The sequence below is a fragment of the Mannheimia sp. E30BD genome (assembly GCF_041807785.1).
Taxonomy (GTDB): Bacteria; Pseudomonadota; Gammaproteobacteria; order Enterobacterales; family Pasteurellaceae; genus Mannheimia.
In genome coordinates, this window is record NZ_JBGTYX010000034.1 from 1 (window position 1) to 12,258 (window position 12,258).

At 40.6% G+C, this 12,258-nt stretch carries 10 protein-coding genes, 3 tRNA genes and 1 pseudogene; 2 read left to right on the forward strand and 12 right to left on the reverse strand.

The genetic code is table 11. The features are described from left to right. Positions 1-198: 198 nt before the first annotated feature. The 6 genes from ACERCG_RS11690 to ACERCG_RS11715 form a co-directional block, all read right to left on the reverse strand. Positions 199-275: transfer RNA gene (locus ACERCG_RS11690), tRNA-Pro, on the reverse strand. A gap of 27 nt (positions 276-302) precedes the next feature. After that, positions 303-378, reverse strand: a tRNA-His gene (locus tag ACERCG_RS11695). Between the two features lie 29 nt (positions 379-407). Beyond that, positions 408-484: transfer RNA gene (locus tag ACERCG_RS11700), tRNA-Arg, on the reverse strand. 157 nt (positions 485-641) lie between these two features. Then, positions 642-1,364 carry a lipopolysaccharide N-acetylmannosaminouronosyltransferase gene (wecG, locus tag ACERCG_RS11705; RefSeq protein WP_373612234.1) on the reverse strand — a complete coding sequence of 241 codons (723 nt, stop codon included), beginning with the start codon at positions 1,362-1,364 and terminating at the stop codon, positions 642-644. Further along, positions 1,354-2,619, reverse strand: coding sequence for a WzyE family oligosaccharide polymerase (locus ACERCG_RS11710; protein ID WP_373612235.1), 1,266 nt, complete (start codon positions 2,617-2,619; stop codon positions 1,354-1,356). The genes wecG and ACERCG_RS11710 overlap by 11 nt, the downstream gene beginning before the upstream one ends. Further along, on the reverse strand, positions 2,612-3,682 hold the full coding sequence (locus tag ACERCG_RS11715) for a TDP-N-acetylfucosamine:lipid II N-acetylfucosaminyltransferase (RefSeq protein WP_373612236.1): 1,071 nt from the start codon (positions 3,680-3,682) through the stop codon (positions 2,612-2,614). The genes ACERCG_RS11710 and ACERCG_RS11715 overlap by 8 nt, the downstream gene beginning before the upstream one ends. Before the next feature lie 150 nt (positions 3,683-3,832). Here ACERCG_RS11715 and glnA point away from each other — a divergent pair, with 150 nt between their 5' ends. Continuing rightward, on the forward strand, positions 3,833-5,254 hold the full coding sequence (glnA, locus tag ACERCG_RS11720; RefSeq protein WP_373612237.1) for a type I glutamate--ammonia ligase: 1,422 nt from the start codon (positions 3,833-3,835) through the stop codon (positions 5,252-5,254). 47 nt (positions 5,255-5,301) lie between these two features. On the opposite strand, the gene rffA is transcribed toward glnA, so the two are convergent. The 5 genes from rffA to wecA form a co-directional block, all read right to left on the reverse strand. Beyond that, positions 5,302-6,447 carry a dTDP-4-amino-4,6-dideoxygalactose transaminase gene (rffA, locus tag ACERCG_RS11725; protein ID WP_373612238.1) on the reverse strand — a complete coding sequence of 382 codons (1,146 nt, stop codon included), beginning with the start codon at positions 6,445-6,447 and terminating at the stop codon, positions 5,302-5,304. A gap of 80 nt (positions 6,448-6,527) precedes the next feature. Then, positions 6,528-7,163 carry a dTDP-4-amino-4,6-dideoxy-D-galactose acyltransferase gene (gene rffC, locus ACERCG_RS11730; protein ID WP_373612239.1) on the reverse strand — a complete coding sequence of 212 codons (636 nt, stop codon included), beginning with the start codon at positions 7,161-7,163 and terminating at the stop codon, positions 6,528-6,530. Continuing rightward, the gene (wecC, locus tag ACERCG_RS11735; RefSeq protein ID WP_373612240.1) at positions 7,151-8,398 is read right to left on the reverse strand and encodes a UDP-N-acetyl-D-mannosamine dehydrogenase; all 1,248 of its coding nucleotides are present in this window, start codon (positions 8,396-8,398) and stop codon (positions 7,151-7,153) included. The genes rffC and wecC overlap by 13 nt, the downstream gene beginning before the upstream one ends. A 45-nt stretch (positions 8,399-8,443) precedes the next feature. Then, complete coding sequence (locus ACERCG_RS11740) at positions 8,444-9,247, reverse strand: LPS chain length-determining protein (protein ID WP_373612241.1); 804 nt, start codon at positions 9,245-9,247, stop codon at positions 8,444-8,446. A 10-nt stretch (positions 9,248-9,257) separates the two neighbouring features. Next, positions 9,258-10,322, reverse strand: coding sequence for a UDP-N-acetylglucosamine--undecaprenyl-phosphate N-acetylglucosaminephosphotransferase (wecA, locus tag ACERCG_RS11745; protein ID WP_373612242.1), 1,065 nt, complete (start codon positions 10,320-10,322; stop codon positions 9,258-9,260). A gap of 141 nt (positions 10,323-10,463) precedes the next feature. Here wecA and hemL point away from each other — a divergent pair, with 141 nt between their 5' ends. Then, entirely contained in the window at positions 10,464-11,744 is a 1,281-nt protein-coding gene (gene hemL, locus ACERCG_RS11750) for a glutamate-1-semialdehyde 2,1-aminomutase (RefSeq protein WP_373612243.1), read from the forward strand. 413 nt (positions 11,745-12,157) lie between these two features. Here the strand turns inward: hemL and ACERCG_RS11755 are convergent. Continuing rightward, positions 12,158-12,258, reverse strand: a pseudogene (locus ACERCG_RS11755) (IS1595 family transposase); the annotation flags it as partial.

Genomic DNA, 12,258 nt, shown 5'->3' on the forward strand with positions numbered 1-12,258 from the left:
CAATCTGAGCCATGATCAAACTCTTCAATTCAAAAAGTTTAATCGCTCAATACTGCTGACATAAAAAAATCACTAAATAATGAATTTCTAGTTAGCACCTATTAAGACTTCAAAATTAAAAAAATAGTTTTAAATCAAGTCAATCAACAAGTGCCCACACAGATTGTCTGATAAATTGTTAAAGAACGAAAATAAAATTGGTCGGCGAGATAGGATTTGAACCTACGACCCACTGGTCCCAAACCAGTTGCGCTACCAAGCTGCGCTACTCGCCGTCAGTTACTCATAAGAGTATATTTAAATGGGGTGGCTAATGGGATTCGAACCCACGACAACTGGAATCACAATCCAGGGCTCTACCAACTGAGCTATAGCCACCATAGGGTTGATAGTGCTGCGTTAGCAACTGGCGCGCTCGACAAGATTCGAACTTGCGACCTTTGGCTCCGGAGGCCAACGCTCTATCCAACTGAGCTACGAACGCTTCGATTTACATCGTTTAACTTAGTGCGTCGCAACGGAGGCGTATATTATAGATTTCCGTTTCCCTTGTCTAGCACTTTTTCAAAAAATTTCAAAAAAAGCTATTGTTTGATTTTATTTTATTCAAAACGTGTAATAAATAGCAAATATGCCGATTTTTAGAGCTGATTCGTTACATAATAATAAGCATATTTAAGTAAATTAAGTTGCCGTTGCCAGCGTGTAGGCTGACGTAATAAGCGATATAACCACTCTAATCCTAATTTCTGCCAAATTTTAGGCGCTCTTTTTGTCTTGCCTGTAAAAACATCGTAAGTACCACCTCCCCCCATATAGAGAGCTTGCGGATAGTTTCTATATGCTTTTTGAATAAATAGTTCTTGCTTTGGCGTTCCCATTGCAACACTAACAAACTTTGCCCCACTTTGCTTGATTTGTTCAATGAGACTACTTTCATCTTCCATATTAAAATAGCCGTGATGCGTGCCGACAATATTTACATTCCATTTTGCTAACTTTGCTTCAACTAGCTTTACATTCTCTGCAGTGCTGCCCACTAAAAAAACAGGTACACTTAGCTTTCCTGCTTTTTGCATTAGCACTTCCCACAAGTCAGCTCCAGCAATTCGTTCTATTTCTATATCAGGGTATTTCTTTTTTATTGATTGAACAATGCTGATCCCATCTGCATAGTTAAACTCAGACTCATCAATCACTTGGCGTAACTGTGGATTTTTTTCCGCATTAATCACTTTTTCTGCATTAATCGCAATCAGCCTTCCCTGTTGAATGCCCTGCTCATTCATTAAGAGATTTGCAAAAATTTCCAGATTTTTGACCGCTTGTAACTCAATGCCTCGAATAATCACTTTATCTGCCATCGCGTTTTCCACCTATTAGCTTGGCCAACCACCAACAAGCCACAAATACAACCGTAAAAAAGAGGAAGCGAGAGACGAAAGCGTCCATTCCCTCTCGGACTAATATAATTAAGTTAAACAAATTACCAAAACAGTAAGCCTGAATTAATGCGGAATTGACTGCTTTTCCATAAGTAAAAAAGTTATCGAGTAGTTTAATTAAGAACGCTACAACCGTCATTCCAACCGCAATCGCCCCAAATCCCCCCATAATATAGAAAGAGCCTAATAAAGTAGGCGAAATTGCCAAGCCTGAATGGTTACCCAAAATTACTTTGGTGAAATAATTCGCCGTATTCCACACGATATCGGGGCGTTCTTGCCAAACAGATTGCGGAATATAGACATAGAAATCTCGTACAATCGGCATTAAGCCTTGATATTCCACATCAGAAGATAATAAGCGAGCAAGATTTTCCCAAGGCGAGAAGGTGTCTCGGCTTAAATATAAGAAAGTGTAGAGTGTTTCACTGGCAGACAATTCCAATTTGTAGCGAGCAAGCGCTAAGAAGAACATTGCAATTACACCACTTAACCCAAACCAGACCAACGTTGATAGAGAAAGATACTTTTGCTGTAAACCAATCAATAAGAAAAACGCTACCGCCAATGCTAAATTTGCCCTTGTGCCGCCTACGGCAAAATAGGTCAATAAGCCAAATAATCCGCCGATAACCAGTACCGACCACCACGCTTTTTTGCTCTTATATAAGAAAAAGAAAATCAGTAACGCTGGCAATAAAAAGTAGAAAAAGCGTTTTAAAGCTGAAAGCACTACCCAATCTTTAGCAAATAGTTGGCTATATTTTTCTAATTTAAAGAATAATAAGCCATTTAAATAAAGGAAATAAAATAACGTTGAAATCGCTACTATCGCCAGCATACAAGCGGTCATTTTTGCTTGAGAATTTGCAGATTTTGACTCAGACGGCATTGAAAAACGGCAACAATACGAATAGACAACCGTATAAATCAAATAACCTACTCCACCGGTAATAAACACCAACCATTGATGTTCAATGTTTGGCAACGAGTAATCAAAGCCTAACGCCATTGCGAGCGAAAACGGAAAGCCCGAATAAAAGGTAATAAAATAGATCAGACTGAACAGTAAATGGAAAGAAAAGCCCGATTTCTGATAAAGCCGATAGAGTGCGGTTAGAAATAACCCAACGGAAACAAGGTAAAATCCGCCAAGAAGTAGTAAATTATTCATTATGTATCAATTCAGTTAAATGCGTTTGCCATAATTTCAGATAAGTTTGCGGAAAAAACGCAATGTTATTTTTATCTATATTCTCTAGTTGTTGTTTGGTTGCTTGAATGTGTGAATACGTTAGATTTTCCGCCAACAAATAAGGCACATTTTCTGCCTGCATATCCAAACAAAATGGATTATTCGGGTGTAATACACAAGGAATATGCTGTTGGATCAACAAGCAAATCGTACCAATGCCTTGCTGGCGTTCAAAATTAAAATAGCCGAGATCGCACTCTGCAAGCAATGCAAGATATGCGTCAAAATCTAATTTATCTCGCAGAATTTGCAAATTTTCCGCTAAAAATAACCGCTTGCTCTCCGTCTCAATCTGCTGAATGTAATGTTCATTATTCGCAGGATAACCCATTGGAATAATTATTCGTATATCTTCACCCAAACCTTTATAAATTTCCTTTAGGGCTGGAATATGGTTATTAGAGGGATCGCCTGAATTGCCTAGCAAGATAGTTAGTCGATCATTTTTAATGGTTTGCACTCTGTGCTGATCAGGTAATTTCGTTGGAAAATAGATTACCTGATCTTTCTCCGATCTCTTTCTTATTTTCCGCCAGAAGTAATCCAGATCTCCCTTTGTTGCCCAGATCTGCTTTAACTTGCGTTGAGCAAATCGCCTAATTGGGTAAAACAGCCGAAATTTCCAAGCAGTCGAAACTTCGTATAAATCCGCTCCCCAAATATGCCAAATAATATTTTCAGTTGACAACTTTCCTAACCCAATGGCAAGCCAAATCCACACATTAAATTGACCGTGTAAAAGAAAACAAGCGGTCGGATTTTGCTGATTTTTTGCAATTATCGCTTTGACTATTGCTTGTTGAGAAGTAAAAGTCGCTATCTCTAAATGAGAAAATTTGGACTTTATCGCACTCTCTCCCATCACATAAAAATAATGGGAAGATGCAGGCAAAGTCGGTAACAGTTCTTGTTGAAAAAAGGTTAAAACACGCTGATTATGATGCGGAATATCCGAACCTAAAATATGATAAATCGGCTTCATAACGCTATTTCCTCCAAATCATTCAACCATATTGATTTTAACAAAAATTTACAATTTTACTGAAACTTCTTTTGTGTAAACCGCCTTAAAAAATGCTATGATAGCCAAGTTTTTTCTTATTCATTTCTCCCAACGAGGACTTATTTTACTATGTCAAACGCAATCGCAAATGTCTCTAAACTCATTCAAGACAATGATATTAAATTTGTCTTATTAAAATTTACCGACATTAAAGGTAAAGAACACGGCGTATCGCTGCCAGTGAGTTTAGTTGCCAACGATCTTGAAGACTTATTTGAGGAAGGCAAAATGTTCGATGGCTCATCCGTTGAGGGCTGGAAGGCAATTAATAAAGCCGATATGCTTTTAATGCCAATCGCCGAAACCGCTGTGGTTGATCCTTTCGCTCGTATTCCTACCCTCACTATCCGCTGTTCAATTTACGACCCTAACACAATGCAGTCTTACGACCGTGACCCACGCTCCATCGCAACTCGTGCTGAAAATTACTTAAAATCGACAGGTATTGCGGATAGCGTAATGTTCGGGCCTGAACCAGAATTCTTCTTATTTGACGATGTGCGTTTCAGCACCGAAATGAACAACGTATCTTATAAAATTGATGATATAGAAGCTGCTTGGAACACCAACCGTAAATTTGAAGATGGCAATAATGGTTATCGTCCTCTGAAAAAAGGTGGTTACTGTGCCGTTGCCCCTATTGATACCGCCCACGACATTCGTTCTGAAATGTGCTTATTAATGGAAGAAATGGGCTTGGTGATTGAAGCTCACCACCACGAAGTAGCAACTGCGGGACAAAACGAAATTGCAACTCGTTTTAACAGCTTAACCTTAAAAGCGGATGAAACCCAAATTTACAAATATATCGTGCAAAATGTGGCAGTAGAACACGGCAAAACGGCGTGCTTTATGCCAAAACCGTTCGCTGGCGATAACGGCTCGGGTATGCACTGTAATATGTCATTAAGCAAAGACGGCAAAAACGTCTTTATGGGCGACAAGTATGCCGGTTTATCGGAAACAGCGCTTTATTACATCGGTGGTATCATCAAACACGCTAAAGCATTAAATGCTTTCACTAACCCCACTACTAACTCATACAAACGTTTAGTACCGGGTTTTGAAGCACCTGTATTATTAGCTTATTCGGCAAGTAACCGTTCAGCGTCAATCCGTATTCCTGCGGTAACCAGCCCGAAAGCAACTCGTGTGGAAGCTCGTTTCCCAGATCCAATGGCAAACCCTTACCTTTGCTTTGCCGCATTGTTAATGGCTGGCTTAGATGGTGTGATCAACAAAATCCACCCGGGCGATGCAATGGATAAAAACTTATATGACCTACCGCCAGAAGAATTAAAAGATATTCCAACCGTAGCTTCTTCTTTAGGCGATGCACTTGATGCGTTAAGCAACGATTTCGAGTTCTTAACACAAGGTGGCGTGTTCACAAAAGATTTTATTGAGGCTTACATCGGTATTCGCCGCAAAGAGGTTGAGCGTGTAAATATGACTCCACACCCAGTAGAATTTGAGCTTTACTATTCATAGTAAAGAAAAATTATAGTAAAAAAACGGCTGAAATACTCAGCCGTTTTTTATTGATTAAAGAAAGCGATCACTGCTTGAATAACCCTATCTTGATCCTTTTCGTTCAAATTATAAAACAATGGCAATCTCACCAACCGCTCACTTTCTTTTGTCGTAAAATGATCTTCTCCGCTAAACCTGCTGAACTTCTGCCCTGCTGGACTAGAATGCAAAGGTATATAATGAAATACTGTTAAGATATTTTGGGCTTTCATAAACTCAATGAAAGTAGTTCGTTCGCTCACATCTTTTAATTTTAAGTAGAATAGATGTCCGTTGTGTTGGTAATTCGCATTTACTTTAGGTAGTTCAACTTTGCCTGTTTGAACTAACGGCAAAAAGGCTTGGAAATAGTTCTGCCATAGCGTTAATCGCTTTTGGTTAATTTTATCTGCCACTTCAAGCTGAGCATACAAATAGGCGGCTTGAATTTCCGACATTAAAAAGCTTGAGCCAATATCCTGCCAACAGTATTTATCCACTTCACCTCGAAAGAATTTGCTACGATCCGTGCCTTTTTCTCGTAAGACCTCAGATCGATCGATCAATTTCGGATCATTAAGCACGATTGCCCCACCTTCGCCCCCTGCCGAGTAGTTTTTGGTTTCGTGGAAACTATAGCAACCAATATGCCCGATTGAGCCTAATGCCTTGCCTTGATAAAACCCATTCACCGCTTGCGCGGCATCTTCCACCACATAAAGCCCGTGCTTTTCGGCAATCGCCATAATTTTATCCATTTCGCACGCTACACCTGCATAATGAACCGGCACAATCGCTTTGGTTTTAGGCGTGATAGCTTGCTCAATTTGGTTTTCATCAATATTCATCGTATCGGGGCGAATATCTACAAACACAATTTTTGCCCCACGCAGTACAAAGGCATTTGCGGTGGAAACAAAAGTATAGCTTGGCATTATCACTTCATCATCAGGCTGAATATTGAGTAAAATGGCTGCCATTTCTAACGCTGCGGTGCAAGAAGGCGTGAGTAGCACCTTGCTGTGCATAAGGTTTTGCTCCAACCATTGTTCACATAAATGGGTAAATTTACCATTGCCCGATAGCTTTCCACTTGCCATTGCTTGTTGGATATAACTAAGTTCCGTGCCGACAATCGGTGGTTGGTTAAAGGGGATAAAATTAAATTTCATAACTTGTTAATTTATTAGAAAATAAAGCTCTCTCCCCTTGTGGGATAGAGACCGAAAAATATTTCGTTCAGAAATATTTTTCAGAGATAGGGGCAATAAAACCAATAATAGACCGCTTGTAAATTTGCCCCTGCAGACTGATACAACCGAGCCGCTTTCAGATTATTACTTTGCGTAGAAACAATTAACTTCTCCGCATGTTGTTGCTTCGCCCAGCCGATTGCAGTGTGCAACAACTTACCACCAACACCTTGTTGCTGAAAACGAGGCTCAACCGCCAGTAAACCAATTTTGGCTTGCTTTCCTTCTAATAAACGAACGGTAACTGCTCCTTGAAATTGCCTCAGCTCATTTCGTTTCATCAGGCAAATATCATCAAATTCACCTTTTACTGCATTTTCAATCCAAGTTTGATAAAAACGTTGATTTTCCTCTCTCGAAAAATAGGGAGAGCGGAAACGACTATTCGGAAAAGCTGAACCAAATAATGAGATCAATTCGGGTAAATCAGCCATCGTAGCCTGACTACAAGCGGTCGAATTTTGCGAAAATTTTGCAAGCTCTAAGGCAAATTCTAATTCGCCTTCTACAAATACAAAACCTTGTTTTTGCAGTTGGCCGATTTGAGCAAAATCATCAGCCGCTACTTTCGCTTGCACAATTTCTCTACCGAAAAAATCAGAGAGCCATTTATCAGGTGTGATCATCTTAGCCATACTCCTCGGCAATCAAGAAGATGTTTTTGCTGAACGTGTTCAACGGGAATTTGTTTAAAGGGTGTATGATCAACCAATAACACAATAATATCTGCTTGAGCCATAGCCGTATCTGTATCGACCAATGTTACATTTTCTAACGATAACATCTGAATATTCGGCTCAATCGCCAGCACTTTGCCTTTGTGCCATTGTGCGATTTGCTGGGTAATCGCAAGGGCTGGGCTTTCTCGCAAATCATCAATATCGGGCTTGAACGCCAAGCCGAAGCAAGCAATAGTTAGCTCGCTTGGTTTGCAATCTTTCTCTATCACACAATCCGCTACAAGAGCTTTTAGTTTTTCTAACACCCATTGGGGTTTAGCATCGTTCACTTCTCGTGCGGTGCGAATTAAACGGGATAATTTAGGCGATTGGGAAACAATAAACCAAGGATCAACCGCAATGCAATGTCCGCCCACACCTGCACTGGGTTGTAGAATATTCACTCTTGGATGCTGATTGGCAAGCTCGATTAACTCCCATACGCTAATATCCAACTCATCACAAATCATTGAAAGCTCATTGGCGAAAGCGATATTTACATCACGAAAGCTATTTTCCACCAGCTTACACATTTCCGCCGTACGTGCTTGGGTTGTAATGCAATTCCCTTTTGCAAAAATTTGGTATAAATCGACCGCTTGTTGGCTACATTCAGAGGTTAAACCGCCAATAATGCGGTTGTTTTCCACCAATTCAGTCATTATTCTGCCGGGTAAAACACGTTCTGGACAGTAGGCAATATGTACATCGGCTGGAAAGATTAAATCAGGGCGAGCTTGGCTTAGCCATTCGGCTAATTTTTCTGTTGTACCAACAGGCGAGGTAGATTCCAACACCACCAAATTCCCCTTGCGTAAATAAGGGGCGATGGCTAAAGCAGCGTTTTTAATATAGGAGAGATCGGGCTGCTTTTCTAGTAGCGGTGTTGGCACGGCAATAATAAAGGCATCAGCCGCCTCAGCTGTTCGAGTTGCAAAAAAATGATCATTTTCGACCGCTTGTGTAAAGGCTGCTTGCAAATCAGGCTCAATAATATGGATTTTACCTTGATTAAGGCTGGCTACTACTTGCTCATTAATATCCACTCCAATCACTTTCTTGCCTGCATTAGCAAAACCAACTGCGGTCGGCAGCCCGATATAGCCTAAACCCAGAATACAAATAGTGTTAAATTCAGTTTTACTCATCATCAGTTACAAAGAGAAATGGCACACTAAATTGTGTGCCATTTTAGATTAAATTTCCGCAGGTTGGACTTTCGCTTTCACCGCAAAGCTAAGCATAAAGCCCAGCAGTAAGCCACTTAATGCCCCAATCATTAGCCAAAACAAACGATCCGGCGATTCCGATTTTAACGGAACAGCTGGCGATTTTACTAAACGGTAGGCTTTTAATTGGTTATCTAGCGGCTGAACCGAACGCATCATTTGCAGTTTAGCAGCCCAATCTTGATTACCTTTCGCCCCAATATTTAACTCTGACGCACTTTTAATTTGCTGGAACAACACCTTCCATTTCGCAATTAAATCGGCGTTTAATTTATCTCGAGCTTGGGTGTTTACCAACGGAATAAAATCGGCTAATAATTTTTGAGCCTCTTCCGCATTTTCTGCAATTAAGCTGACATTATCTGCCGAAGTTGCCATATCTTTTTCAAAACGGAATTGTTCAACTAATTCAGCCGCCACCACCGCCGGTGATTTCTTTGCAACCTGAGCTTTTAATTTCACCGCTTCTGTTTGTAGCAAATAGGCTTGAAGCAAGTCGGCGGACGTGAGGTTGCGTTTAAATTCCGCATAAACCTGCTCACTTGCCTGTTGCTGTGCCGTTTGGCTATTCGCTTCTTGGCTATTACTATTCAAAAAATGGTAGGTGGAAAGTAACGAGTAGTAATTGCCTAAATCGGGAATAGTCGGTTGCTCAAATTGAGCAGTCACTTTCCATTTTTCAGATTGAGTATAACTCAACCCATAACCGGCACCTGCCCCGATAGCAGCAAATAAAATCAGCACTAAAAGTCGATAAAATAAGGTTTTCACAACATATCCTTTAAAGTTGTTTGCTACGTTTTGCACGGCGTTTTAAACGGCGAACAAAACGGGTGACACGCCAAGCGTGGGTAATGGAATAGGCGTATAGGAAAAACAGCCCGATAAACATTAGCATCATCACCCACTGATTCCAATAATACACCTCGCCTAATACCCCAATGGTGGAACAGAATCCTGCCCAGAGGGTAATCACCAATAATGCTTGGCGAGAGGTCAGCCCTGCTCGCATCATTAAATGGTGTAGGTGCAAGCGGTCAGGTTTGAACGGACTTTTACCTTTTTTCAAACGGCGGATAATTACCGCCACCATATCAATCAGCGGTACGGCAATCAGCCATAATCCTGTAATTGGGCTAATTGGCGAGCCTTGTCCTTGGGTGCTTAGTAACAAAATCCAAATAATAGTAAAGCCGATCAGCATACTGCCTGAATCGCCCATAAACACTTTCCATTTTGCCCCGAATAGACTTAAGTTGAACATTGCATACGGTAGTAAGACAAAAATGAGAGCGAAACACCAATAGCCTAATGTTGGCTCATCTTTAATAAACATCAATGTGCCAAGCCCGGCGAAACTTACGCTTGAAAGCCCAGCTAATAAGCCATCTATCCCATCCACCATATTGAAAGCGTTAATCACACCAATGGTGATGAACACGGTAAACACAATACCAAGCCAGCCCAGCTCAATGCTAAACGGAGCAATAATCTGCCCTAAACTACTAAGCGATAAACCGCTGTAAATCATCGCTCCAGCTAATGCCGCTTGAATTCCGGCACGCAGTAACGGGCTGATGTCAAAGCGGTCATCTAACACGCCAATAATCAGCAAAATGGTCACAGCGGTGAGGTAAAGTTCCGGCAGCCGCATATCTTGCCACTGCATAAAATAAAAGGCGAGATTACCAATAAATAATGCGATACCACCAATTAACGGAATTAAGCCTTGATGGCGTTTACGAAAGTTTGGTTTATCCACTAAACCGACAAATTCCGCTACTGGTCGCATCACAATTAAGGCGAGAAACGATACAATAAAAACCGTTAGAAAAGTAAGCCACATACAGGGATTACCTCAAAAATGAGTCCGAAAATAAGTACGCAGAATAGCACAAGGCAATAAAATCGTAAAATTTTTTAGCGAAAAGAGAGCATTTTCATTACAATAGTGGGGAATTTTTGTAATTAAAAATAAGGAATTGATATGTCTGTTTCAGAACAACTATTTGAACAAGCTCAAAAAGTGATCCCGGGAGGCGTAAACTCCCCTGTTCGTGCATTTAAAGGTGTAGGTGGCACGCCTGTTTTTATTGAGAAAGCCGCAGGTGCGTATATTACCGACAGCGACGGCAAACAATATATCGACTATGTTGGCTCTTGGGGCCCAATGGTGCTAGGGCATAACCACCCAGCCATTATTGATGCGGTGCTAAAAGCCGTACCAAACGGCTTGAGCTTTGGTGCTCCAATCGCTGCAGAAATTACCCTAGCGGAATTAGTCTGCAAATTAGTGCCATCAATTGAAATGGTTAGAATGGTAAGTTCTGGCACAGAAGCAACAATGTCTGCCATTCGCTTAGCTCGAGGCTACACAGGGCGAGATAAGATTATCAAATTTGAAGGTTGCTATCATGGGCATTCAGATTCACTATTAGTAAAAGCAGGTTCTGGAGCTTTAACACTTGGCCAGCCAAGTGGGCCAGGCGTGCCTGCGGATTTCGCTAAGCACACACTTACCTGCACTTACAACGATTTAGATTCAGTAAAAGCGGCATTTGAACAATATCCAAATGATATTGCTTGCTTAATTGTTGAACCTGTTGCAGGCAATATGAACTGTATTCCTCCACAAGAGGGCTTTTTACAAGGCTTGCGTGAACTTTGCACGCAATATGGTGCAGTGTTTATTATTGATGAAGTGATGACCGGCTTCCGTGTCGCACTTGGTGGGGCTCAATCTTACTACGGTGTGACACCAGATTTAACCACACTCGGAAAAATTATCGGCGGCGGAATGCCGGTGGGAGCATTTGGAGGTAAAAAAGAGATTATGGAATATATCGCCCCAACCGGCCCGGTTTACCAAGCCGGCACACTCTCCGGCAACCCGATTGCAATGGCAGCAGGTTTAGCGTGCCTAACCGAATTATCAAAAGCGGGTAATGAAACTATTTTAGCGGAAAAAACCAAAAATCTCACTGAAGGCTTTAAAGCTCTGGCAGATAAGCACAATGCGCCATTAACGGTGCAATACGTTGGCGGAATGTTCGGTTTATTCTTCACTGAACAAAAAGCGGTAACCAACTTCCAAGAAGTGATGAAATGCGACGCTGCTAAATTCAACCGTTTCTTCCACCTAATGTTAGAACAAGGCGTATATTTAGCCCCATCTGCATTCGAGGCTGGATTTATGTCTTTAGCTCACACAGACGAAGATATTGCCCGCACGCTAGAGGCTGCGGATAAAGCGTTTGGAAAGCTTTAAGAAATAGTACAAGCGTTGGATTTTCTTAAAATTTTGCAAATTTTTGACGGAATTTGACCGCTTTTGTAGTTTATAAATTAGATGGTGTAAGTCATCCTATATTTTGAAAGGAGCAATTATGAATAGGGGGAATTTTAATTTTTTAAATACTAACAGTTTCTACCAAAATGCAGATAAAAAGTGGATTATCACTCTTGATGAATGTCACAAATTTTGGTACGACTTAATCGTATTTCCTAATCAACTAAATGACAAGATTAATACGAGAACATTAATTATCCAAAAATTAAAAGAAATTGAGCTGAATGTAAAAAAACATTTAGATAAACGATTTATTTATTTTATATGCTCCAGAACTAAGATTCGTTTCAATATAAAAAAATGGATTTTGTTTAAGGGGCTGTCCTAGATAACTAATCTAAACCCCCTTTAACCAATTGTTTTAAAAGGAATATTTGAGATTTTAAGTCACTGTGATTAAAACGCCATTCGCATTCTTTCAAATATAGCTCAA